The following is a 25,167-nucleotide window of genomic DNA, read 5'->3' as shown; positions in this document are numbered from 1 at the left end:
CTGCCCCCTTCAAAAGTGAGTGATCTCAGCGGCTTACTTCACGTCGAAACGATCAGCGTCCATGACTTTGGTCCAAGCCGCGATGAAGTTCGGGATGAACGCATCTGTTGCATCCTCGCTAGCGTAAACCTCGGCCAGTGCCCGCAGTTGCGAGTTGGAACCGAACACCAGATCTGCGCGGGTTGCTGTCCAGCGCAGATCACCGCTCTGACGGTCGCGGCCCTCATAGATGCCTTCTTCGTCCGCTTTCTTCCATTCTGTCGCCATATCCAGCAGGTTCACGAAGAAATCTGTGGTCAGGCTTTCCTTGCGCTCTGTGAAGACGCCATGTGCAGACTGGTCCGTGTTTGCCCCCAGCACCCGCAGACCGCCAATCAGCAAAGTCATTTCCGGCGCTGTCAGGCCCAGCAGCTGTGCCCGATCCACCAGCAGTTCTTCGGGGGAAACCGAGAATTGCTTGCGTTGGAAGTTGCGGAAACCGTCTACGATTGGTTCCAGCACTTCGAAAGACTCCACGTCTGTTTGTTCCAGTGACGCATCCATCCGGCCCGGCGTGAACGGCACCTCAACGACGTGACCCGCATTCTGCGTTGCCAGTTCAACAGCCGCACACCCACCAAGCACGATCAGATCAGCCAGAGAGACCTTCTTGCCGCCGGTCTGGGCCGTGTTGAAGTCAGATTGCACTCCTTCCAGAGTTTCCAGCACCCGTGCGAGTTGTTCGGGCTGGTTCACCTCCCAATCCTTTTGCGGCGACAGACGGATTCGCGCACCATTGGCACCGCCCCGTTTGTCCGACCCGCGATAAGTAGAGGCAGAGGCCCAAGCGGTCGAAACCAGCTCGCTTATGGACAGGCCAGAGGCAAGGATTTTGCCTTTGAGTGATGCAATGTCATCGGCATCAATCAGATCGTGGTCTACAGCAGGGATCGGGTCCTGCCAGATCAGCACTTCCTGTGGCACATCCGGTCCAAGGTACAGATCACGCGGTCCCATATCACGGTGGGTCAGTTTGAACCACGCACGGGCAAAGGCATCGGCGAACTGGTCTGGGTTTTCATAGAAACGACGGGCGATCGGTTCATAGATCGGGTCCATCCGCAGCGCCATATCCGCTGTGGTCATCATCAGCTTCACAGGCGTGTCCGAACCGTCCACTTGCGGGGCGTGATGCTCCAATGGCAGGTCTTTGGCTTCCCAGATATGCGCTCCGGCGGGGCTTTTGGTCAGCTGCCATTCGTTGCCGAACAGTGCTTCAAAATATCCGTTGTCCCACTGGATGGGGTTAGACGTCCACGGTCCTTCGATGCCGCTGCCGATTGTATCGACGCCTCTGCCGGTTCCGAATTTGCTGGTCCAGCCAAGTCCTTGCTCTTCAATCGCAGCGCCCTCGGGTTCTGCGCCTACATGATCCGCCGAGCCTGCACCGTGGGCTTTACCAAACGTGTGACCACCGGCAACGAGAGCAACGGTTTCTTCGTCATCCATCGCCATCCGACCGAATGTATCGCGGATGTCAAAAGCCGAGGCTTTCGGATCAGGGTTTCCGTCCGGTCCTTCAGGGTTCACATAGATCAGGCCCATCTGCACAGCTGCCAACGGGTCTTCCAGCTTGCGGTCGTCGCTGTAGCGCTTGTCCCCGCCAAGCCATGTGGTTTCCGTGCCCCAGTAGATGTCTTCTTCCGGTTCCCAAACATCCGCGCGACCACCGGCAAAACCGAATGTTTTAAGACCCATAGACTCCAAAGCGCAGTTACCGGTCAGGATCATCAGGTCAGCCCAAGAAATCTGGCGACCGTATTTCTGTTTGATCGGCCAAAGCAGACGGCGCGCCTTGTCCAGCAACACATTATCGGGCCAGCTGTTCAGCGGCGCAAAACGCTGGGTGCCGGAGGTCGCACCACCACGGCCATCGCCCATCCGATAAGTCCCCGCAGAGTGCCACGCCATACGGATAAAGAACGGGCCGTAATGGCCGTAATCCGCAGGCCACCAGTCCTGAGAATCCGTCATCAACGCGTGAATGTCTTTCTTTAGTGCGTCGAGATCAAGCTTCTGAAATTCTTCTGCATAATCAAAGTCCGGCCCCATCGGATCGCATTCCATGGAGTTCTGGTTAAGAATCCGCAGGTTAATCTGGTTCGGCCACCAAGCGGAATTACCGGTTCCGCGACTCATCGCATTGGTACTACCGTGAATAACGGGGCATTTGCCCCCTGTGTTTACGTCATTGCCGTCCATGATGTCCCTCCGTTGGGTAATTATAACTTTATGGGTGTTCTGAATGTCGTGTTTGACAGTCCATCCCGCTTCCTCAGTCTGGCTCCTGTCTAACCCAGATACACAAGAAGATTAAGTTTGATTAAACAATACATTTGATAGCTTTTATTTATAACAATGGATAAGCACAGAAAAGGCGGCTCTGTTATCAGAAACCGCCTTTTGATCGTGTTAGTATTTCCGAAACCTAGAAATGGATCGCAGCCCCGTAAGCATCAAGAACACTCTCGTGCATCATCTCGGACAGTGTGGGGTGTGGGAAGACAGTCTGCATCAGATCTTCTTCGGTTGTCTCCAACTGGCGGCCCACCACATAGCCTTGGATCAGCTCGGTCACTTCCGCACCCACCATATGGGCGCCCAACAGCTCTCCGGTTTTGGCGTCGAATATGGTTTTCACCATGCCCTCCGGTTCGCCGAGCGCGATGGCTTTGCCGTTGCCGATGAAAGGGAAGCGTCCGACTTTGATATCATAACCCGCCTCCTTTGCTTTCGCCTCGGTCAGACCGACACTGGCGACCTGTGGGTGGCAGTAGGTGCAGCCAGCGATGCTTTCGGGTTTCACCGGATGGGCGTGTTTGCCCGCAACCATATCAGCAACCATAACACCTTCATGGCTCGCTTTATGGGCAAGCCACGGCGCACCGGCAATGTCGCCAATCGCAAAGATCCCGTCGGCACCCGTGCGGCAGTATTCGTCAGTGATCACATGAGTGCGATCCACCTTGATCCCCGCTTCCTCCAGGCCCAGCCCTTCTACGTTCCCGACAATACCGACCGCCGAAATTACCGTGTCGAATTCCAGCTTCTCAACCTTGCCGCCTTTTTCGATATGGGCCGTAACCTTATCCTTGGCGCGGTCCAGCTTCTTGACCGTGGATTTCTCCATGATGGTCATGCCCTGTTTTTCAAACTGCTTTTTCGCGTGTTTTGAGATTTCTTCGTCTTCAACCGGCAGCACGCGGTCCATCACCTCGACCACAGTGGTGTCTGTCCCAAGGGTGTTGAAGAAGCTGGCAAATTCGATGCCAATCGCACCGGAACCGATCACCAGCAGCTTTTTAGGCATGTGAGGCGGGTTCAGCGCGTGGCGATAGGTCCAGACCCGTTCGCCGTCAGCCTCCAACCCCGGCAATTCGCGGGCACGGGCGCCCGTGGCGACAACGATGGTCTTGGCTGAAAGCGTTTGCTCGCCGTCATTGTTGGTGACAAGAACCTTGCCCTTACCGGCAAGCTTTGCCGCGCCCATCACGACGGTAACTTTGTTCTTCTTCAAAAGATGCCCGACGCCACCGGAAAGCTGCTTTGCCACCCCACGAGAGCGTTTGACCACTGCATCAATATCGTAATCAATGCCTTCTGCTTTCAAACCGAACTCCTTGGCGCGGTGCATCAGGTGGAACACCTCGGAAGAGCGCAGCAGCGCCTTGGTCGGGATGCAGCCCCAGTTCAGACAGATGCCGCCCAGATGTTCCCGTTCGACCACCGCGACCTTCAAACCGTTTTGCGCGCCACGGATCGCGCAGACATAGCCGCCCGGCCCCGCGCCTATCACAATCATATCAAACTGGGTGTCGGCCATTCTCGTCCTCGCAGAATTGGTTCAAGGTTAAACTATCTTGCAACTAGGATGCTACATTTCATCCAATCTCGCAAGAGCGCACCAAAAACTATGGCGAAAAACGGTCCCCAACACACTACCGCAGCGCTGATCAGGCTGCGGCTTTAACGTCTTGGGTCATCTGCTGGTAGCCGCCATTTTCAAGAAACGCGACCTCACCCTGCGTGGAATTCCGCCCCAAAGCATTGTTCCGATAAGGAAAACGCCCGAATTTGCGGATCACGGCGCGATGCACCTTGGCATGCAGCAGATTGGTGCTGCCGTTGGCCGACATCCGCTTGGCGATCAGGCGAACACAGCGTTCCTGATGGGTGAGACATTCCGAATGCATGAACGGCAGATAATAGAACTGACGCTGCGGCTCGTCCGTGCGCATATCATAGCCTTCATCTATCGCATGGGCGGCGACCTTCAACGCTTTGGCATCCGTTGCAAAGGCGCGAGGGTCTTCACGAAACATATTCCGTGGAAACTGGTCCAGCAAGATCAACAGGGCCAGCGACTTGTCAGGGCAACTGCCCCATCCGTCATAATCGCCTTTCTTGGCGGCCTCGTAATCGTCCATAAAGCGGTCTTTAATCTTGTTATCAAGCGCCTTGGTGCTTTGATACCATCCGCTAGGTCCGACTTCGTTGATCCAGAACTCAATAATCTCTTTCGCTTTGTCCATAGTTCCCTCCGACATAGCTAATACACAAAATAACTGGGCCTTAAGACCAGACTTGAGCCTGAAACACGTCGCGTCAACAGTTTTTTAACTATTTTACAAACTGTTAACGCTATCGTTGTTTTCTTCACCCTCTAGCGCCATTTCAATCGCGACCTCTTGGGCCACCTCAAAGGCCACTGGCGATGCTGTGCTGAACACCGGAGCGTAACTGTTTGTGTCGTCCACATCCGGCGACGCACGCTGGAAGGTCCGGTAGATCGCATAAAGTGCCATCGTCATCGTCAAGGCACCGATATAAAGGAAGAAACTGTCCGACCCGAAGGTAGACATCATCCAGCCCACCATCAGCGGGCCAGCAATTGCGCCGATTCCATTTACAAAGATCAAACCACCACTGGCCGCGGCCATGTCCTCAAGCTCCAGAAAGTCGTTGGTATAAGCGAGCAGCAAGGAATAAAGCGGGTTCGCCGTGCCGCCAATCACAAAACTACAAACCATCAGGATGGTGAAATTGGACGCAAAGGCAAAGGCCACCAGAGTGGCTGCGGTGCCGATCATGGTGATTCCGATGATCAAAAGACGCCGGTCCATCCGGTCCGACAACCAACCAATGGGAAACTGGCACAGCATCCCGCCCACATAGATTATCCCCACGAAGATAGAGATTTCGCCAACACTCATCCCTTTTTCGGTCCCGTAAACCGCTGTCATCCCGAATAGCGCCGCAAAGATACCGCCCAGAAGGAAAGTGCCCACAACGCCAAGGGGCGAAGCGTGATACAACTCCTTCAAGGTCATCGGTTTGGTCGTGTGAAACACCGGAGCGGGGCTAACGGACAACAGAATCGGAGCGAAAGAAACGGAAACCGCAACCGAGATAATGATAAACAGGATGAACCCTGCCACATCAGCAAAGTTCAGCAACCACTGCGCGGCAACAATCCCCATCATTTGCACGATAAGGTAGGCCGACAATGCCTGCCCTCGCGTTTCATTCGTGGCAGAATCGTTCAGCCAGCTTTCAGCGACCACATACACGCCGGAAAAGCAGAACCCCACAACCACCCGCAGGAAAAACCAGACGTATTCGTTTGGAACTGCTGCATAAAGTATCAAAGCAGCCGAAATCATTGACGCCAGAGCCGCAAAAACCCGCACGTGTCCCACCCGCCGGATCATGCCCGGCGCCATGCGCGATCCGCCTAGAAAGCCGACGAAATACCCTGACATGATCAGCGACATACTGCCCGGCGTAAATCCTTCCAGCGCGCCCCTGATCCCAAGCAATGTGCCTTGCACACCATTGCCAAGCATCAGCAGGAACATACCCAAAAGCAGAGCCCAGGAATTTTTCAGTACAAGTGTCATGTCGTCGCCTAACCGCGTTCAATTTGCGCCAGCCATATGGGATTCGGTTGCCCCGATACAAGACAAACACGACACCTTTGATCGGCTATTCGTCCCCTTGCGCAGCTTACCGCTGCTTGGGCAAGAGAAGAGAGCTGTCACCATAGGAAAAAAAACGATATTTTTCGTTAATCGCGTGGGCATATATGCTTTTGATCGCATCCACCCCCATCAACGCACTGACGAGCATCATCAACGTGGACTTTGGAAGGTGGAAATTCGTGATCAAACCGTCGGTGACGGCGAACTTAAAGCCCGGTTTGATAAAGATGTCGGTCTCCCCGACCCAAGGCGCGATCTCTCCCGTGTCCCGCGCGGCTGTTTCCAACAGGCGTAGCGCAGTTGTGCCAACGGGGATGACCCGTCCGCCCTGTGCTTTGGTGCTGGCTATTTCAGCGGCGGCCTGTTCGTCCACCCTCCCCCATTCCGCGTGCATTTTATGTTCGCTCACGTCATCGGTCTTTACCGGAAGGAAGGTTCCGGCCCCCACATGCAGGGTCACCTTAGAGAATTCCACCCCCATGTCAGACAAGTCATCAAGTATTCCCTGATCAAAGTGCAACGATGCGGTGGGCGCTGCCACGGCACCGGAATTCTGTGCAAATACCGTCTGGTAGTCCTGCACATCCTGTTCATCCGCCGCCCGTTTCGCCGCGATATAGGGGGGCAACGGCATCGCGCCAAGCGCTGCGAGTTGGGCATCAAAATCCGCCCCCGAAAGAGAGAACCGCAGCTTTAATCCGTCCGCGCCCTTTTCCAGTACTTCCGCTGACAGCTCCGGCGAAAAGACGATCTCCTCACCCTCGCGCACGCGCCGCCCCGGTTTGGCCAACGCCATCCAGTCCCCCTGCCCGTCCAGCGACAGCAAAGTCACCTCAACAGCGGCAAAGGTTTCCCCCTGATCGGACATCCGCCGCCGCTTGCCGTTCAGGCGCGCGGGGATGACTTTGGTATCATTCAGCACCAGACGGTCGCCCCTGCGTAAAAAGCACGGCAGGTCAAAGAAATGATGGTCTGACAGCTCCGTCCCCTCAGCCACCAGCAGGCGGGAGGATGGACGCGGTTTGGCCGGTCGCAGGGCGATCAGGCTGTCGGGCAGGTCAAAATCAAAATCAGAGAGTCTCATGGCCCTGCCCATGCCCAAACCCGCGCCAGAGTGCAACCATTATTGGTGCTATTGCGCAGGCGGTGCCGGTGGTTTGGTGCGGAAAATCTCACGAAAGGCCCCCGGTGTCAGAATTGACAGCGGGTTAACCGACACTTTGGGATCATCAGCGGCGCCTTGCATTTTGTAGGTGAAGCTGAACATACCTTCACCCTTACGCCGCCCCATGAGCGGGCCAAACAAACGTTCAAAAATACCGTTCACCGCATAAAGCGGCGTGACGACGCCCTCAAAATTCACCGATTTGCGGGCGGTGTCGTACCAACCGTCCAGCGTCATTCCCATAGACGGACCAACCGCGCTGATCCGTTCCAGTTTCACCCCGTTAGAGCGCAGCTTGAATTGACCCTCTACTGTATTGAAATGGATGCCTTCCCCCTCCAGCTGCTGCAAAAGCCCCACCACAGAAATTGCGTTCAACAGACCGGCCATTGCCGACGCATCCCGCAGCCGCGTGCGCTTAACATTCAAGCTCCCATCGTAATTCCCGTCACCGGAGCGGGGCACCAACACAAGGCGCAATTCTCCGCCCCGCGCGTTTTTCAGTAAGCCGGCGGATTGCAGAACCCCGCCTGCATCCTTGCTGGTCAGCTCCAGCGCGGTGCCGTGTTCTTGGGGGAACAACTGACCATCCACCCGCGTGCCACCATTGATCCGTCCAACAAAACTGCCACGAAGCCCTTTGGCTGTGTTCAACTTTCCAGAAAACGCGCTGAGCGTCAGGCTGTCGGTGATCCGCACCTGATCCAGTGCCAGATTGATAGTAGAACTGCCAGTTCCGCCGGAATTTCCGCCATCGGACGCATCGTCGAGGTAGCGCAGATCGGCGCGCCCGCCGTTCACAGAGATTGTAGAGCTGCCATTTCCCGTCGGTGTCAGCACTGCGGATGTGTCAAGCCAACGCCCGACCGAAACACTGCCAAATCGCGCGCGGCGCAAGCTGCCGTCGGCGTTCAGGTCCAGCGTTCCCTGTGCCGACAGTCCCGGCGCACTGAACGCAATGCTATGTACTTGCGGCTGGTCGCCCAAGTGTCCGGTCATGTCAAGCTTGCCCGACGTTGCAGCCGCTTTGGACCAGTTCAGCGCCGATATGGACAACCGCGCCCCTTGCAGGTTCGACGACATCACAAAAGACGGCGCCGCGCCTTTCTTAAGGGTTATTTCCATCGCCCCGCGCGCCTGCCCGCTGATAGTGCCGTCGGGTAACTGAATACCAAGTGCACGCAGGTTCCTGTCCGACAAATCGAACGCGGCTGTGACAGTGCTTTGCTTTGGAACATCTTTACCAAAGGCCTGAGTCCAACGGGCTGTTACCGGAACCGCATCAAGCTTCACATCACCGGAAAGCGTCACGCCCTGATCGGTGACATGGGCCACCAGAGCATCCGCTGTTAACGATTTTCCTTCTATCAACGTATCGGAATGCACACCGCCAAGCTGAGCGGTCAAATCCATCTTCACGTCGCTGGTCTTGGCGTGTTTATCAAGCGGCAGCTTGAACGTGCCACGCACCACCGCCTGCCCTTCGGCTACGTCCTCGGATAGGCCAACCTTGTTGAGGAACTGAAACTTCTCCACGTTCAAAAGGCCAAGCGCTGCCCCCACATCGCCCTTCGCGCTCAGGGTGATTTCTCCAGGGGACGGCCGCTGGTGGATATCTGGAATAAACAGTCCCGATCCCGCTACGTCTACCTCGGTTCCGTTCGGTGCCACAACATATCCGCTGCTCAGGTCCAGTCGCAAATCTTGATGGGTGAGATACCCAAAGCCTGCGCCCTCCTGCAAATTCGGAACGGTTTTAACGAAGCGGAAGTTCGCGGCCTCTACCCCGAAGTTAAAGGCATATTCATAGTCCCCGTCGTAAGACCGCATGCCACCTGCGAAGTTCACGATACGCCCGTCAGACACGTTCTCGTTAATCCAGCGACGGGTTTTATCGACGACCGGTTTCGGCCACAGCTGTTTTAACCGCTCAAGCCCGATCCGGTTCACATCCACATCATAACTGTTTTCCCAGTAGGTCTCTCCAGCGACGGATTTCCCCTTAACCTTTATCGTTGTGTCCCCGTCAAAAACCGCCAAGCGGCCCACTTCGATCGTGAGCGGAGCAAAGGAAACCCGCGCATCGAGCGCCGCTGAAGACAGGCCCACATCCTGATCGAAAAGATCGGGGCGCTGGATGCTGATGTCGGACAAGCGCAACTGCCCTGACAACGCATCCACACGCCCCTCTGCGCCGCGGTGCATCTGGGCGAAACCCGCTGCCTGCAATGCGCCGGAACTGGTTTCCAGATCCACTTGCGTCAGGTTCAGAGCGTCATTTTCGTGGTTGTATTCAAAATAAACTTTGGCCTGAGTGAAGGTGATCGGCTGACTGTCTGGTGTTTCCGCCAAAGCCCCTTCGGACAGTTGCAAAACACCGTGTAGATCGCCAAGGGTGCCATTGCCCGAAAGGCTCGCCCTTACGGAACCGCTGAGTGTGGTTTCCAGATTGCGCAGCCAGTCAAAGGCTTGGAAAATATCAGCAATTTCCGACGGTGCTGCGTTTGCAAACTGGAAGGACACTGTGGCTTCTTCGGAGCCAAGAACGTAATCCCCGTTCAAAATCATCGTAGCATTTTCGGAAGTGGCGTCATTGGCCACCGCGCCCCCTTTGCCCTCGCTCAGGGCCAGTTCGGCGCGGCCTGACAGGCGATCACCATCCCGTGTGATTGCCAGCGTCGAATTGGCAAGCACCCAAGAGCGACCGGACGCACGATCAAGATAGGTCACTTCGGTGTCAAACAGCTCGATCTTTTTTAAACTGCGCAGGCCAACCCGTGTCTGTAGCCCGTCAAGCAGCGCAAGAACGTCCAGCCCTTTGGTCAAGCCCGCACCGTCTCCGAACAGGGTGATCGTCCCGTCCTCCGCCCGCTCTAGCGAAAGTTGCGAACCGACGATCCCGATGTCCTCGGGGGCGACACGACCGTGTAACAGAGACAGCAGCGAAAACCGCGTGCGCAATTCGGGCACCACCAACAATGTCCGACCTTGTGCATCCGCGATCTCTACATCGCGCAACTGGATGCTGTTGCCAACGCCCTGCGTGCCTGACAACAAGGACACACCGCCAATTTGAACGGTTTCCCCCGCCATCTGCGTATTCAGACGTTCCTGCACCAGCGTTTGCACCATGGGGATCTCCAGCGGTCCGTTGCGCAACAGCACGCTCACCACGCCAACAGACAGCACCGTTAGGACGATACCCGCCATCAGCATGGCCATGCAGCCCACCAGAACATGTCTAATCCAGATCAATGCCTCTCCGCTCGTCTTTCATCGGCAACAGTGACATGCGGTTATTTTCCACACTTGATCTCTGCGCGCCCACCCTATTTACGTGACCAGGCCGCTGATACCAGCGCCAGTTTAACAAGTTTTTGCGAACGGGGATATAAATGCCTGAAATCGGTGAAAAAGCGCCTATGTTTACACTGCCACGGGACGGTGGCGGAACGGTGTCTCTGGCAGATTGCGCGGACCGCGCGGTGGTGCTGTATTTCTACCCGCGGGACAATACGCCGGGTTGCACCAAAGAAAGCATCGGATTTAGCGAAAAAGCCGCTGAATTTGATGCTGCCGGAGCCACAATCATCGGGGTCTCCAAAGACAGCGTTGCCAGCCACGATAAATTTGTCGCCAAGCACAAACTTGGCGTGACGCTGGTGTCCGACGAATCCGGAACCCTGTGCGAAGACATGGGTGTCTGGGTTGAAAAGAATATGTACGGCAAAAAGTTCATGGGAATCGAACGAGCCACATTCCTGATCGATGCAGATGGTGTGATCCGTGAAATCTGGCGTAAGGTAAAAGTGCCCGGCCATGTGGATGCGGTCCTTGAAGCGGTTAAAACCTTATGAGTCAGCCAACCCTGACGGAACTCGCCTGCTCGGTCCTGAACACAGCTGACGGGCGCGAGAAAACGGCCAAAAGCCACGCCGCCGCAGCCCTTTGGTTTTCCGCGAAAGAGGCAGGTACCCCTTTGGAGATCGGCAACAGCCAGCCGCCGGATTTCCCTGCCCGCCCCGACGAACCCGAATTGCTGCCCCCGAACAAAGTGCCGCGCCGCAAGCTGGGTTCGGTTGAGGGCCGCAACACATTAATTCATGCAATTGCCCATATCGAACTGAACGCTGTAGACCTGCATTGGGACATTATCGCACGGTTTGCCCATGTTAAAATGCCGATGGGCTATTTTGACGATTGGGTAAAAGCGGCGGATGAGGAAAGTAAGCATTTCAACCTGTTATGCGACCGTCTTGAAGCGCTCGGCAGTCACTACGGCGCCTTTGCCGCCCATGCAGGCATGTGGCGCGCCGCGCAGGAAACCGCGACAGATTTCATGGGACGTCTGGCCATTGTGCCAATGGTGCTAGAGGCCCGCGGCCTGGATGTGACACCCGGCATGATCCAGCAGTTCAAATCCGCCAAAGACGCCGAAACCGTTGCCGCGCTGGAAGTGATCTACGCCGAAGAAGTCGGACATGTGGCCTATGGCTCCAAATGGTTTCACTTTTTGTGCGGCCGCCATGACATTGATCCTAAGGACGAATTCCACCGCCTTGTGCAGCAGTATTTTCCGGGCGGGCTGAAGCCTCCATTCAACGATGAAAAGCGCGCCGAGGCTGGATTGCCGTTGGATTTCTATTGGCCGATGGCAGGCGACTGACACCCCGATTGGCGGAAACCTGCGGAGCAGGCAAGAAATTCTTGCCTGTTTCCAAAGGGTTTTGTAAACCACTGGGGTGTTCTGAAACAAGCCGAGCAACGGTCCCGACTAAGGGTGCCAGAATACAAAGGCTAAGGGAAAATGATGAACGGACCGTTTGCAAAACTGAACGCGCTGTTGGCACGCCATGTGCCCGAGCAGCGCATTTACATGCGCACAGAGCGCACAACCCGCTATTTTCGGGCGACCCCGCTGTTTCAAACAGCGATTGGGGCAGTCATTACTGTGGGCGTTTGCTGGACTGTTATCGCCACCTCTACCCTGATGATCGACCGGATCAGTGCACGTTCGGACAAAACCCAAGCCCAGGTGATGCAGCGCGCCTATGAAGCCCGTTTGAACGAGTTGTCCAAGGAACGGGACACCCGCGCCCTTGAAGCGCAAACCGCACAGGACAGGTTTTACATCGCGCTGGAGCAGATTTCCCAACAACAAAGTGAATTGTTACAGGCCGAAGAAGAACGCCGCGAACTGGCGACCGGACTGAAGATCATGCAGAAGAAACTGCAAGTGGCGATTAAAGAACGGGACGAAGCGCAAAAGCAATCAGACAGCGTGATGGCGGAAATGCAGGCTGTCACAGGTAGCCTTAGCACCAAACTTGGCAGCGCGAACGATACAGAAGAAACCCTGACGACAATGGCGCGGGCGCTTGAGGCCACGGTTCAGCAACGAGACCAGCTGGAAACCACGGCTGAGGAACTTTACACACAGATGTCCGAAATGTCGTTGGCCCATCAGCTGAAGGAACAGCAAACCGCACGGATCTTCGCCCGTCTGGAACAGGCGGTGGATGTAACGCTCGGCCCGCTTCAAAAAGCGCTTAGCAACGCTGGCATCAACACCGACAGTATTCTGGATGAAATGCGTCGCACCCATTCAGGCACAGGCGGTCCTTTGACCGCACTGTCCGTATCGACCAAAGGGGATTCTGCGAACCAGCTGACCCGTGACGCGGTTGATATTCTGGACAAGATGGATCGCGTCGGTCTGGCAAAAATGGCTGTGTCCAAGCTGCCCTTGTCCTTTCCGGTTGATGGCGGCTATCGCAATACCTCGGGGTTCGGGTATCGCCGAGATCCCAAGACCGGCGGTCGCCGGATGCACAAAGGCAATGACATGGCCGGCGCACGCGGGACTGCGATCCTTGCCACCGGCGACGGGGTCGTTACCTTTGCAGGGCGCCAAAGCGGTTATGGAAAGCTCGTCAAAATCCGCCATGTGCGGGGATTTGAAACTTATTACGCCCATATGAGCAAAATTCGCGTGAAGTCCGGTCAAAGGGTCTCGCGCGGTGAGCGAATTGGTGATATGGGCAACACGGGCCGGTCCACCGGCGTGCATCTTCACTATGAGGTGCGCATAAATGGTACTGCAGTTAACCCCTCTAAATATATGAAGGCAGCTAGAAATGTTTTCTAAAAGCAAAATCAGTGAGACCAACAAGCCGGCCCCCTCGGCAGAAGCAAACAAACCATCCGGTGCGGCCCCTGCCACACCCCCTTCCAAACCAGCGACGCCGCCAACACCGGCTTCCGCACCGTCCACTCCACCAAAGGCCAAGCCTCCGGCGTCTGCCCTGTCCTCTGATCTGACGATCACGGGCAACCTGCAAACCACCGGCGACATCCAGATTGAAGGCAAGATCAAAGGCGACATCCGCGCCCATCTGCTGACGGTCGGTGAAGGCGCCACAGTCGAAGGCGAGATCATGGCCGACGATGTAGTTGTGAACGGTCGTGTTATCGGTCGTGTACGCGGCTTGAAGGTGCGTTTGACCTCTTCTGCACGGGTCGAAGGCGACATCATTCACAAAACAATCGCTATCGAAAGCGGTGCCCACTTCGAAGGGTCCGTACAGCGTCAGGAAGACCCCCTGAACGCCGGTAGCGCTGCTGCTGCAAAACCTGCTGCGGGCACTCCGACCAACAGCTAAATGCGCATTTTCTTTCGGATCGGGGTGATAGACCGCCCCGTCCAAAATACAAAACAGCCGCCGGACAGTCATCCGGCGGCTGTTTTGTATTAAATCGTAACTAACGCAAAGCTGTTGTTTACGCTTAGTCCTGCAATTCTTCCGCCAGATAGGCGAGCAGATTGTTGATGTCCTTGTCCTTCTTCAAACCGGCAAAGGTCATCTTCGTTCCAGGCACATAATCTTTCGGTTTTTGCAGATATGCAGCCAAGGTTTCAGGCGTCCAGACGATCCCGGAGTTCACCATCGCGTCCGAATACCGGAACCCTTCTACTTCTGCCGCAGGGCGACCGAATAATCCGGCCAACGAAGGTCCGACACCGTTCTTACCGGCTTCAAGCTTGTGACAGGCCTTGCATTTATTAAAGACCCGCTTGCCCTTTTTCGCATCGCCATCAATCACGACTTTGGCGATCTCTGTGTCCGCTGCAACAGTGGCAGATTGGGTGGTTGTTGCTGTAGCGGTCGTGGTGTCCTGCGCCGTTGCAATCCCGCCCAAAGCAACAAGACTGGCTGTTGTGGCTGCAATCCAAATACGGTTTGACTTCATCAGAATATCCTTTCCCCTGATCGGCTAACCTGAAAGTGAACTTAGCACTCCGGTTAAACAGAACTAGGGGCAATTACACCTTGGGGCCATTCTGCCGCAGGACCGCGGACGCCGCCGATGGATTTTAAAGAACAGTTAGCGCCCCAAAGGAGGCTTAAGCTGCAGACACGCGGTTCATTTGCAGCATGAGCTTTGGGCGTTCTGTTGCTGTCTCACGGTATTTCAAAGTCGCTGCAACGTCGCGGCCTTTGGTGAAACCGATGGTGTCCGGCGCAACCGGTATCTGCAACAGGCGGCTTTCAGGGCTGGTCCGCGGGGCTTCAACCCGCGGTGTTATCGCGGCGGGTACCGCGCCACGCACGAGCGGGCGGATCAGCCGTGTAAACAGCACCAACATCAACGTGTTGGCTGCCAGCGACAGGGCAAAGATCATACCAAGGTCAACGGAAACGCCCCAAAGAACATCCGTGTTACGCGCCAGACCGCTCGCCGCGACGCTTGCAAATTCAAGCGGCGAAACTTCCGCCGCGAGTGTTGCGGTATAAGCGCTGTACAGTTCACCCAGTGCCAACAGGATGAGGCAGGTCACAGTCAGGGGCAGCATTTGAAGGGAGATATGGAGACTGCGGGCCGAGATCGACGTGCGCGTTTCAGACCGCGCCAGCCGGTTGGCCACGCAAATCACCGAGAAAACCAGCGATGCGGGAATGCTGATTTTGAGAATAGTCATAAAATCCGGCCCGAACATCACCAGCGCCAGACCGAAGATGCCGATATTGGCGCCCACCAGTTCACGACGGAAGAATTCGGAAAAATCCTGCGATACTTTGGGGCGATGCAGATTGCGCGATACGCCATGCGGTTCGCCGGTTTCTGATGCCAATTCGTCAGGTTCTGCGGAAAGATCGCTATCTTTTGCAAACTGGCGCAAATGGCATGTGACGGCCAGTCGGAACACAATTTTGGAGAATGTTACGCAAAGCAGCACCGCTGCCAGCACACCACAGACCGCCGTGACCAATGTGTCAAAACGGGCCGCTGCAGCCAATCCGTTAAACTTCTCCCACGTCTCCAGCAGGTGGCCACTGGCCAGTTGCAGGGCCGCTTCGCCCATAAAAGTGACAGATACGAACACAAACGCGAGCAACCAGCCCCGATTGCCATCTACCTCTTGTTCCTCAGTGCGGGCATACATGGCCGCCACGGGCAGTTGCGTCATAAGGATCAGGCCAAATGACATCAAAATCCGGTCGATATGCAGGCCAAAGTGCTCAAACGCTAGGAATGTCAGCAAGTAAGATGCAGTGAGGACGATCAGAACAAGGGCAGATTGTGTGATAACGTAGGAATAGAAGGGCCTGTCCGGCGTGTTGGCAAACATAAACTGTCCTTAACCTGCGAAGTGCGGTGTCGATTGGTATTCGTGTCGTTCAGATTTGATAGTTTTCAATTTGGGCCAAAAAAGGTCACAAATCGGGCAGCATCCTAATTTCTCAAGTTTAAGACATGCGAATTTTCGGCGAATCTAGCGCAATTTTTACCCGAATTCGCGCGAAATCACCCGCAGACAGGCCGTTCAACCAATGGCTGAACTGTGACAACCGTAAGTTATTTTCCGGGTGATCTGGACCACAGGCTGGCGGAGAGACAGGGATTCGAACCCTGGGAGGCTCTCACCTCAACGGTTTTCAAGACCGCCGCATTCGACCACTCTGCCACCTCTCCGCTTTTCGGGTGCCTGCTTGTCGCTTGCTTTGGGTTTCGTAATTGCGCGCGCGCCAAACTGCAAGCCCATTTTTTTGTCGGCAACAGGCTGCTGGTTTCTGGGTGCCGCCGGATTAACAGGCTTCCATAACAAAGTGCTTTATGGTTAGGGTATGATCAAAACCCGCGAGACAGCGGGGCGAGGCGGAACACTTCGCGGTCTTTGACTTTGAACCGGCGCCAGATCGGTGAAGCAAATTTCGCGACCAAGGAGACAGGCACGATGATCTGGACAGGCAACATGAGCAACGGTAATTTTTCTTCTTCCAAAAGCAAACTGGTTTTCGCACTTCTGGCAGGCGTGGCGCTTGCAGGCTGTGAGGGTGGCGGCCTTGAGGGTATGAACCTCGGCTTTGGCAAGAAAGACACGGATACAGCAATCACCGGAACAGATGGCGAAGTGACGCCAGGATCGGGCAAGCCGATCAAGCTGGTGGAAAGGGATGTAGAAGCCCCAGAGGTTTTTGAAAAGAACGAGAACGCTCTATGGGATGGCCGCCCGTCACTTGGCGGGGTCTGGATCGCACACCCTGATAGCAAGCAGCCAGAGCGGGTAATCATTCGCAACGAAAGCAACGGCAAGTTTGTCGTGGGTGCCCTTTTCCGCCGCGAACGGGACAATCCCGGCCCAAGCCTGCAACTGTCCTCCGAGGCCGCAGCAGCCCTTGGTGTTCAGGCCGGTTCGCCGACCAAGCTGCGGGTTACGGCCTTGCGCAAGGAAACCATTAACGAAAACGCCGAAATCGACGCACAGGTTGAAGCCAATGTTACGGAGAACGTAACCGCGGTGGCACTGGACGCCCCCGCAGAGGACGATCTGGCGGCCAAGGCCCGTGCATCCGTCCAAAAGGCCGAAGCCCAGCCCAAACCGGCAGTCAAACCGGTTTCCAAACCCAAAGCCGCTAAAGGTGCAAAATACGCGCAAATCGGTTTTTTCAGCCTCGAATCCAATGCCAAAGCCAATGTTGCCCGCCTGAAAAAGAACGGCGTTCCAGCGAAAATTGTGAAATCCACCACCAATGGCAAGGATTTCTGGCGGGTTCTCGCCGGTCCTGCAAGCTCTGCCAGTGAACAGCGCCAACTTCTCAACATGGTAAAAGGGCAAGGGTTCGCCGATGCTTACATGGTGTCCGGTTGACGTCTTCCCGAATGGATGTCAGCGTTAAGCGGTAAGACAATGTAACCCCGAACAGTTCCGGTCCCCGATACCCTTTTCAAGGGTCGGGGCAACCCATCTGTTTCGTTCCAACGGAGCGCGGCATGCGACCTAAATATCTTCTCAGCGCGGCGGCAATCTGGCTGGCCACTACCCTGCCCGCCTCGGCTTTTGACACCATTGCACGTTCGGCACTGGTGCTGGATCAGGCCAGTGGCACAGTATTGTTGGCCAAGGAAGCGGATATTCCGATCCCTCCCGCCTCTATGTCCAAGTTGATGACCCTTAATATGCTGTTCGAAGCGCTTCAGGACGGACGGGTGAACCTCGACACTGAATTTACCGTTTCCCAGAAGGCCTCTCAAAAGGGCGGCTCTAAAATGTTTGTGAAACAGGGCGGCAGGGTCACGGTTGAGAACCTGATACGCGGCATTATTGTGCAATCGGGCAACGATGCCTGTATCGTAGTTGCGGAAAATCTGGCTGGCTCGGAAGCGGATTTTGCACGGATTATGACTGCACGCGCCCGAAAGCTCGGCATGAACGAGAGCACCTTTGCCAATGCAACAGGCTGGCCTGATCCCAACCACCGGATGAGCGCAAGGGATCTTGTCACACTGGCCAACCGCCTGATGACGCAATTTCCCGAATACTACGGCTATTTCGCTGAAGAATCGTTCACTTGGGCCGACATTACCCAAAAGAACCGCAACCCTCTGCTGGACAAAGGGATCGGCGCGGACGGGCTGAAAACCGGCCACACCGAAGAAGCTGGCTACGGGCTCGTCGGGACTGCCCGTCAGGATGACCGCCGCGTGATCCTAATGATTTCGGGGCTGAACACCGCGGATGAGCGCGCCCGTGAAGCCGAACGTCTGATGAACTGGGCATTCCGCCAATTCACGCAGGAGACCCTTCTCAAAGCGGGAAAGAACGTCGCCCAAGCAGAAGTCTGGTTGGGCGCAGAGACGACTGTCGGGCTGGAAGTTGCCGATGACATTTCCGCATTGATCCCCTATTCCTCGCGGGATGAGATCAAGATGAGCGTCACCTACGAAGGTCCGATACAGGCACCAGTTGCCAAAGGAACCGAACTGGGCGTGCTGAATATCGAAATTCCGGGCCTTCCGTCCCAAAGCTACCCTGTTTACGCTTCTAGTGATGTGCAATATGCCGGTCTTATGAAGCGTCTGACGGTCTCTGCGCAAAAGCTCCAAGGGGCATTACGATAAGTGAACAGCGGTTTTTTTATTACATTTGAAGGCATTGACGGGTCTGGCAAAACCACCCAGTCCCGCCTTCTGGCAACTTTGCTGCGCGATTACGGCCGCGATGTCATTCACACCCGTGAACCGGGTGGGTCTGACGGGGCCGAAGATATCCGCCGTTTGCTGGTGGAAGGCGATCCCGGGCGCTGGTCGCCTGAAACGGAAATCCTTTTGTTCACTGCCGCGCGACGGGACCATCTGGAACGCACCATCCGCCCTGCGCTTGGCGCGGGGAAAGTGGTGATATCCGACCGGTTCGCCGACAGCACCCGCGTCTATCAAGGCGCGGCGCGGGCAGATTTGCGCGGTACTGTGGACCAGTTGCACGATCTGATGATCGGGCAGGAACCGGATTTGACCTTTATCGTGGATATGGACCCTGAAATCGCGCTCGGGCGTGGATTGGCACGCGAATCGGGCGAGGACCGTTTCGAAGAGATGGGTCTTGGCTTTCAGGAAAAACTGCGAGCCGGTTTTCTGGGGTTAGCGGAGCAGTTTCCCGACCGCTGCCATGTGATCAACGGCAACCAATCGCCAGCGTCGGTGTCAGGTGAAATACAGTCCGTGGTAGAACAATGGCTGTCCTAAGCGCAGAGGAAATCCCCGAGCCGGACCGCGCAGAAGGTGCACCCCATCCCCGCGAAACCGGGCTTCTGGTCGGTCAGCACAGCGCCGAGGAGGCGTTTTTGTCAGCCTATAACGGGGGTCGGATGCACCATGCGTGGATGCTGACAGGCCCGCGTGGTGTGGGTAAGGCGACGCTGGCGTGGCGGATTGCCAGGTTCCTGCTGTCACAGCCCGAAGACGATGGCGGCATGTTCGGTGCGCCGCCCCCGCCCGAAAGCCTTGATGCCGATCCAAACCATCCTGCGGTGCGTCGCGCCATGTCTTTGGGGGAGCCGCGCCTGTTTCTGTGCCGCCGCCCGTGGGATGATAAGGCAAAACCACCGCGCCTTAAGAAAGAGATCACCGTAGATGAGGTGCGCAAGCTGAAAAGCTTTTTCGCGCTTTCGGCGACGGATGGTGGCTGGCGTGTGGCGATTGTGGATGACATCGACTTGATGAACGTCAGTGCGGCCAACGCTTTGCTGAAAATCCTAGAAGAACCCCCTGAAAAGACGGTTCTGCTGCTGGTCAGCCACCAACCTGCCCGTCTGTTGCCCACGATCCGGTCACGTTGTCGCGACCTGCGCTGCACCGCTTTGTCGCCACAGGATCAGTCCACAGCCCTGACTGCGGCAGGGCTTGAGATCGGCAGTGATCCGGCAATTGCGGAACTGTCTGGCGGTTCGGTCGGGGCCGCGTTGCGATTGGCCCACGGCGATGGCGCGCAGCGGTATGCGGCACTCGTGGCGCTGATGGAGCAAGCGCCCGGACTTGATCGCGGGCAGGCCACCGCTATTGCGGAAAAATGCGGCGGTGCGGCCAATGCTGAAAACTACGACATCACCGTTCTGCTGATCGACCTGTTGTTGACCCGCCTTGCACGCTTTGGTGCCCTGCAACCCGCGATCTGGACCGAGGCCGCCCCCCAAGAGGCGCGGATGCTGGCCAAGCTGGCCCCGAACTGTGCGGCAGCCCGTAAATGGGCCAACCTCGCGCAGGCGTTATCGGCCCGTGTCGGACATGCCCGTGCGGTTAACCTTGACCCCTCCGGCGTGATCCTTGATATGTTGCTCAAACTAGACGAAGCGGCGCGCGCCTGATCGCACGCCAATAGGCAGATCACATGACACCACAGATTGTAGACAGCCATTGCCATCTGGATTTTCCGGATTTCGACGGCGAGCGAGACGAGATTATCAAACGCGCCCACGATGCAGGGGTGGCCCGAATGGTCACCATCTGCACCAAGCTGGAGAACGAACCGGCGGTGCGCGAGATTGCCGAAACGTATGACTCCGTGTTTTATGCCGCCGGCATCCACCCGATGAGCGCGGGGGATTACGATCTGGTGCCATCCGATCAACTGATCGCGCTGACTCGCCACCCCAAGATGGTCGGGATCGGGGAAACCGGTCTGGATTATCACTATACCGCCGATACGGCACAGATTCAGAAAGACAGCCTGCGCAACCATATTGCAGCGGCGCGGGAAACCGGCCTGCCCCTGATCATACACGCCCGCGCGGCGGATGACGATATGGCCCGAATCCTGACTGAAGAATACCGCAACGGCGCTTATAGCTGCGTGATGCACTGCTTTTCCTCCAGTATGGAACTGGCCAAAGCGGCACTTGATCTGGGGTTCTATCTGTCCATGTCCGGCATTGCGACCTTCAAGAAAAGTCAGGAATTGCGGGATATTTTTTCGACTGTACCGCTTGACCGTGTGCTGGTGGAAACCGATGCGCCCTATCTTGCGCCTGTGCCTTATCGCGGCAAACGGAATGAACCGGCCTACACCGCCCACACAGCCCAAACCGGAGCAGAGCTGTTCGGGCTCGATTACGCAGAGTTCGCAGCGCAAACCACGGCCAATTTCGATCGGCTGTTTACCAAGGCGGCCCAATATAAGGCAGCGGCCTGATGGCGGAATACATCTTCACAATATTGGGCTGCGGTTCATCAGGCGGCGTGCCACGGATCGGTGGCAACTGGGGGGCATGTGATCCAACCAACCCCAAGAACGCCCGCCAACGCTGTTCCATGCTGGTGGAGCGGATCACCGAAGACGGCAAGACAACCGTTCTAATTGATACCTCTCCGGACCTGCGCCGCCAGCTTCTGGATGCCGAGGTCAGCGCCCTTGATGCAGTGATCTACACGCACGATCACGCGGATCACACCCACGGGATCGACGATCTGCGAATGGTGGTGTTCAACATGCGCAAACGTTTGCCAATCTGGGCCGACGCGACTACGCAAACCACCCTGCGCCAACGTTTTGGTTACACCTTTGAACAGGTGCCCGGCACGCTATACAAGCCGATCCTTGAAATGAACGACATGACCGGCCCCGTCACAATCGACGGCGAAGGCGGCGCGATCTCCTTCACACCGTTTCTGGTAGATCACGGACCGATTCAGGCGAACGGCTTTCGCATCGACGACTTGCTGGCCTACCTGCCGGATGTGTCAGCCATGAACGGCAATGCTTGGGAGGCCGTGGCGGATCTGGAATGCTGGGTTGTCGATGCCCTACGCCGCGATCCCCATCCGACCCACTCCCACCTGTCCCAAACGCTCGACTGGATCAAGCGGGCAGCGCCCAAGCGGGCGGTGCTGACCAATATGCACGTGGATCTGGATTATGAGACCCTGTGTGCAGAGACACCGGACCATATAACACCCGCCTTTGACGGGATGAAAATCAGGCTCTCTGCCTGAAGAAGAAGATCAAATGTTAGAAGTTTTTACGGTCGTCCTCCCCGTGTTTTTGGTTGTCGGCGCGGGGTATGGCGCCGTATATTTCAATCTGTTCCGCGACGAATACGCGGACGCACTGATGAAATTCACCCAGAACTTCGCAATCCCCTGCCTGCTGTTCGGCGCGATTGCCAAACTCGACCTATCCGCGGTTTTCCAATTCCGGCTGCTTGGCAGTTTTTACGCGGGCTCTATCAGTTGTTTTACTTTGGGGTGCCTTGGTGCGGTGTTCATCTTCAAACGTCGCCCCGGAGAGGCCGTAGTTCTTGGCTTTTGCGCCCTCTTTGCCAATTCTGTTCTGCTTGGCTTTCCCATCGTGGAACGGGCCTTCGGAGCCGAGGCTTTGGGGCCAATTACGGCAATCGTCGCGATCCATGCGCCCTTTTGCTACTTGCTCGGGATCACTACGATTGAACTGGTGCGCGCGGACGGGCGCAGCCTGCCAACCACTGCGAAAATTGTGGTTAAAGCGATGTTTAAAAACGCCCTGATGATTGGCCTGGCGCTTGGCTTTACGGTGAATCTGACAGGCATGTGGCTGCCCGAGGGCCTGTGGGCTGCGACGGACATGATGGCACGGGCCGCCCTGCCTGCTGCGCTGTTTGGCCTTGGGGCTGTTTTGGTGCGCTACGGTCTGTCCGCCAACATCGGCGAAACTTTTTATGTGCTGACCCTGCGCTTGGTGGTTCATCCCCTGATTGCACTGTTTATGGCGACACAGGTGTTTGGTCTGGAACCGGAAGTCACCCGTGTCGTGGTGTTGACAGCGGCTATGGCGCCGGGTGTAAACGCCTATGTCTTTGCCAATATGTACGACCGCGCCAAGGGCAGCGCCGCCGGTGCGATCCTGCTTGGCACGGCTGGCGCGGTGTTTAGTGTCTCTATCTGGCTGGTCATCCTGCGCGCCTTGTGACCTTGCCAAAAAAAACGGGGCCTGCAAAAGCGGCCCCGTCCTAAATCCAAAACTGTCCTATCCGGTTTAACCCGGTGACATGCCCCGCAACCGTTCAGAGCGGCGGCGCAGCAGTTCAACCACAGTCAGCAGCGCGATAGAGATCGCGATCAGGATCGTGGCCACCGCCAGAATAGTCGGGCTGATCTGCTCCCGCAGGCCGGTAAACATCTGCCACGGCAGGGTCTTCTGACCGGCAGAGCCGACAAACAGCACCACGACAACCTCGTCGAACGACGTGATGAAGGCGAACAGGCCGCCAGAGATCACGCCCGGCAGGATCAGCGGCATCTGGATACGGAAGAAGGTACGCACCGGCCCTGCCCCCATGTTCGCAGCAGCGCGCGTCAGGCTGTTGTCAAAACCAACCAGCGTGGCGGTGACAGTGATGATCACAAACGGAATGCCAAGGGCGGCGTGGGCCATCACAACGCCCCAGTAGGTGCCTTGCAGACCGATACGGGAGTAGAAGAAATACATACCCGCAGCCGAGATGATCAGCGGCACAATCATCGGCGAAATCAGGATCGCCATGATTGCACGGCGGAATGGCACGTGGGGTTGACTAAGGCCAATCGCCGCCAGTGTGCCAAAGGACACCGACAGGAACGTTGCCATTGGCGCGATGCGCAGAGAGTTCACCACCGCATTCTGCCAGTCAGAGTTGGAAAAGAAGTCGCGGTAGTGTTTCAGCGAATACCCTTCTGGATCAAACCGCAGCATTTCCGGCGTAAAGGTAAAGAAATCCTCTGCGTTAAAGCTGAGCGGCAGGATCACAAGGATCGGTACGATCAGGAACAGGAAGATCAGCGTGCAGATGGTGCGAAAGCCATAGTACCAGGCCCGTTGCAGCGGTGATGCGTAGATTGGAAGAGCCATATTACCTTACCCCAGTTTCACGTTATCGATGCCCACGAACTTGTCGTAGAGCCAGTAGAGTCCGAGCACCACAACCAGCAGCAACGTCCCAAGCGCGGCCGCAAGGCCCCAGTTCAGGCTGGACGAAATGTGGTAGGCGATCCGGTTGGAAATAAAGACGCCCTTGGTGCCGCCCACGATTTCCGGCGTGATGTAATAGCCGATGGACAGGATGAAACAAAGGATCGACCCCGCCCCGATACCCGGAACAGACTGCGGGAAATACACACGCCAGAAGGCAGTCCAGTCGTTCGCGCCCAGCGATTTGGCCGCCCGTACATAGGATGGCGGGATGGTTTTCATCACCGAGAACAGTGGCAGGATCATAAAGGGCAACAGAATATGCGTCATCGCAATGATCGTGCCCGTCTGGTTGTTGATCAGCTCCAGCCGCGCGTTATCCGCCACGACACCCAGCCAGACCAGCGTATCGTTGATCACGCCTTGTTGTTGCAGCAAAACCTTCCAAGCAGAGGTTCGCACCAGAAGCGAGGTCCAGAACGGCAGCAGCACAAGGATCAGCAGCAGGTTGGATGTGCGCAGCGGTAATGTGGCCAGCAGGAAAGCGATCGGATAGCCAAGCAGAATACAGCTGATGGTAATGATCATCGACATTTTCAGCGTGCGCAGCAGCAGCGTATAGTAAATCTGCTGGTTTTCAGGAACCCTCTCGACGCCCTCCGGCCCCTTTGTCAGGTCGGCGGCAGCAAGGAAATAGCCATCGGTAAACCGGCCCGAGAAAGCTTTGATGGTTTGCCAGTTTTCGACATCCACCCACTTTTTGTTCATCTTTTCAAAGGCGGCGACAAAATCCGTGGTCTCTTCCACGTCCAGTCGTTTGACCTTGCGGCCCGTTTGACGGAACAGGCTGGAAATACCCGATTGTTCATAGTTCAGACGAGACCCGAGCCGCGTGTGGCTTTTGTCCTCGACCGCCTCTTTCAGATCCAGCGCCATCGCTTTGAAAGTGGCGTTATCGGGCAGTTCACCGGTAGTTGCGTCCCAGTCTTTCAGGGCGACAACCGTGCGGGGCAGAACATCCCCGACGATATTATTTTCGACCGAGCGGAATAACATATCCGCAATCGGGGCTATGAAGGTGAGAAGAACAAAAATCAGCAGCGGGGCGATCAGGCCAAGCGCGCGCAATTTCTGGCGCCGCAAGCTTTTGGCGAGACTGGCCTTAAGGGGGCGTCCGTCATTGCCCAACACCGGACCTGTGACCGGCGCGGAATGGGCGATTTGTTGGGAGCTGTCTGCTGTGTTTGCCATGATCTTAGTACTGTCCACCTGTTGAAACCATC

Annotated in this window: 20 protein-coding genes, 1 tRNA gene and 1 pseudogene; 11 read left to right on the top strand and 11 right to left on the bottom strand. The window is 56.4% G+C overall.

Features of this window, described 5'->3' with window-relative positions; translation table 11 throughout:
* Positions 1-33 precede the first annotated feature (33 nt).
* The 6 genes from katG to IEX10_RS04365 all read right to left on the bottom strand — a co-directional run bounded on the left by katG (position 34) and on the right by IEX10_RS04365 (position 10,440).
* Positions 34-2,241: a catalase/peroxidase HPI gene (gene katG / locus IEX10_RS04390; RefSeq protein WP_188671248.1), complete on the bottom strand. Its 2,208-nt coding sequence runs from the start codon at positions 2,239-2,241 to the stop codon at positions 34-36.
* 226 nt (positions 2,242-2,467) lie between these two features.
* The gene (gene lpdA, locus IEX10_RS04385; RefSeq protein ID WP_188671246.1) at positions 2,468-3,862 is read right to left on the bottom strand and encodes a dihydrolipoyl dehydrogenase; all 1,395 of its coding nucleotides are present in this window, start codon (positions 3,860-3,862) and stop codon (positions 2,468-2,470) included.
* Positions 3,863-3,992: 130 nt separating this feature from the next.
* Positions 3,993-4,571 (bottom strand): DUF924 family protein, encoded by a 579-nt coding sequence (locus tag IEX10_RS04380; protein WP_188671244.1) that lies wholly within the window; start codon positions 4,569-4,571, stop codon positions 3,993-3,995.
* A 93-nt stretch (positions 4,572-4,664) separates the two neighbouring features.
* On the bottom strand, positions 4,665-5,939 hold the full coding sequence (locus IEX10_RS04375) for an MFS transporter (RefSeq protein WP_188671242.1): 1,275 nt from the start codon (positions 5,937-5,939) through the stop codon (positions 4,665-4,667).
* A 106-nt stretch (positions 5,940-6,045) separates the two neighbouring features.
* On the bottom strand, positions 6,046-7,104 hold the full coding sequence (gene queA / locus IEX10_RS04370; protein WP_188671240.1) for a tRNA preQ1(34) S-adenosylmethionine ribosyltransferase-isomerase QueA: 1,059 nt from the start codon (positions 7,102-7,104) through the stop codon (positions 6,046-6,048).
* A 48-nt stretch (positions 7,105-7,152) separates the two neighbouring features.
* A complete protein-coding gene (locus tag IEX10_RS04365) occupies positions 7,153-10,440 on the bottom strand; it encodes a YhdP family protein (protein ID WP_188671238.1) in 3,288 nt (1,095 codons plus the stop codon).
* A 140-nt stretch (positions 10,441-10,580) separates the two neighbouring features.
* Between IEX10_RS04365 and IEX10_RS04360 the strand changes: the two genes are divergently transcribed.
* The 4 genes from IEX10_RS04360 to IEX10_RS04345 all read left to right on the top strand — a co-directional run bounded on the left by IEX10_RS04360 (position 10,581) and on the right by IEX10_RS04345 (position 13,847).
* Entirely contained in the window at positions 10,581-11,042 is a 462-nt protein-coding gene (locus tag IEX10_RS04360) for a peroxiredoxin (protein ID WP_188671236.1), read from the top strand.
* Positions 11,039-11,851 (top strand): ferritin-like domain-containing protein, encoded by an 813-nt coding sequence (locus tag IEX10_RS04355; RefSeq protein ID WP_188671234.1) that lies wholly within the window; start codon positions 11,039-11,041, stop codon positions 11,849-11,851. The genes IEX10_RS04360 and IEX10_RS04355 overlap by 4 nt, the downstream gene beginning before the upstream one ends.
* Positions 11,852-11,992: 141 nt before the next feature.
* The gene (locus IEX10_RS04350; protein WP_229678418.1) at positions 11,993-13,333 is read left to right on the top strand and encodes a DUF5930 domain-containing protein; all 1,341 of its coding nucleotides are present in this window, start codon (positions 11,993-11,995) and stop codon (positions 13,331-13,333) included.
* Complete coding sequence (locus IEX10_RS04345; protein WP_188671232.1) at positions 13,323-13,847, top strand: bactofilin family protein; 525 nt, start codon at positions 13,323-13,325, stop codon at positions 13,845-13,847. The genes IEX10_RS04350 and IEX10_RS04345 overlap by 11 nt, the downstream gene beginning before the upstream one ends.
* Positions 13,848-13,971: 124 nt before the next feature.
* On the opposite strand, the gene IEX10_RS04340 is transcribed toward IEX10_RS04345, so the two are convergent.
* The 3 genes from IEX10_RS04340 to IEX10_RS04330 all read right to left on the bottom strand — a co-directional run bounded on the left by IEX10_RS04340 (position 13,972) and on the right by IEX10_RS04330 (position 16,161).
* A complete protein-coding gene (locus IEX10_RS04340; protein WP_188671230.1) occupies positions 13,972-14,436 on the bottom strand; it encodes a c-type cytochrome in 465 nt (154 codons plus the stop codon).
* Between the two features lie 154 nt (positions 14,437-14,590).
* Positions 14,591-15,817: a hypothetical protein gene (locus tag IEX10_RS04335; protein WP_188671228.1), complete on the bottom strand. Its 1,227-nt coding sequence runs from the start codon at positions 15,815-15,817 to the stop codon at positions 14,591-14,593.
* Between the two features lie 256 nt (positions 15,818-16,073).
* Positions 16,074-16,161 (bottom strand) — tRNA-Ser (locus IEX10_RS04330).
* 262 nt (positions 16,162-16,423) lie between these two features.
* Here IEX10_RS04330 and IEX10_RS04325 point away from each other — a divergent pair.
* The 7 genes from IEX10_RS04325 to IEX10_RS04295 all read left to right on the top strand — a co-directional run bounded on the left by IEX10_RS04325 (position 16,424) and on the right by IEX10_RS04295 (position 22,906).
* Positions 16,424-17,338: an SPOR domain-containing protein gene (locus IEX10_RS04325; protein ID WP_229678417.1), complete on the top strand. Its 915-nt coding sequence runs from the start codon at positions 16,424-16,426 to the stop codon at positions 17,336-17,338.
* A 122-nt stretch (positions 17,339-17,460) separates the two neighbouring features.
* Complete coding sequence (locus IEX10_RS04320; RefSeq protein WP_188671226.1) at positions 17,461-18,588, top strand: D-alanyl-D-alanine carboxypeptidase family protein; 1,128 nt, start codon at positions 17,461-17,463, stop codon at positions 18,586-18,588.
* Positions 18,589-19,212: a dTMP kinase gene (tmk, locus tag IEX10_RS04315; protein WP_188671224.1), complete on the top strand. Its 624-nt coding sequence runs from the start codon at positions 18,589-18,591 to the stop codon at positions 19,210-19,212.
* On the top strand, positions 19,200-20,330 hold the full coding sequence (locus tag IEX10_RS04310; protein WP_188671222.1) for a DNA polymerase III subunit delta': 1,131 nt from the start codon (positions 19,200-19,202) through the stop codon (positions 20,328-20,330). Before tmk ends, IEX10_RS04310 begins: the two co-directional genes overlap by 13 nt.
* A gap of 23 nt (positions 20,331-20,353) precedes the next feature.
* Complete coding sequence (locus IEX10_RS04305; protein ID WP_188671221.1) at positions 20,354-21,154, top strand: TatD family hydrolase; 801 nt, start codon at positions 20,354-20,356, stop codon at positions 21,152-21,154.
* Positions 21,154-21,954, top strand: coding sequence for an MBL fold metallo-hydrolase (locus tag IEX10_RS04300; protein ID WP_188671219.1), 801 nt, complete (start codon positions 21,154-21,156; stop codon positions 21,952-21,954). Before IEX10_RS04305 ends, IEX10_RS04300 begins: the two co-directional genes overlap by 1 nt.
* Before the next feature lie 13 nt (positions 21,955-21,967).
* On the top strand, positions 21,968-22,906 hold the full coding sequence (locus IEX10_RS04295; protein ID WP_188671217.1) for an AEC family transporter: 939 nt from the start codon (positions 21,968-21,970) through the stop codon (positions 22,904-22,906).
* A 66-nt stretch (positions 22,907-22,972) separates the two neighbouring features.
* Here the strand turns inward: IEX10_RS04295 and IEX10_RS04290 are convergent.
* Together IEX10_RS04290 and IEX10_RS04285 are read right to left on the bottom strand one after the other, a co-directional pair.
* Positions 22,973-23,794 (bottom strand): annotated as a pseudogene (locus tag IEX10_RS04290) (ABC transporter permease); the annotation flags it as partial.
* 36 nt (positions 23,795-23,830) lie between these two features.
* Positions 23,831-25,135, bottom strand: coding sequence for an ABC transporter permease (locus tag IEX10_RS04285; RefSeq protein ID WP_188671215.1), 1,305 nt, complete (start codon positions 25,133-25,135; stop codon positions 23,831-23,833).
* Positions 25,136-25,167 lie beyond the last annotated feature (32 nt).

The organism is Neptunicoccus cionae (assembly GCF_014643735.1).
In the GTDB taxonomy this organism is placed as follows: domain Bacteria; phylum Pseudomonadota; class Alphaproteobacteria; order Rhodobacterales; family Rhodobacteraceae; genus Amylibacter; species Amylibacter cionae.
The sequence above is the reverse complement of the archived record's forward strand: the minus strand, read 5'-3'. Positions and strand labels throughout refer to the sequence as shown.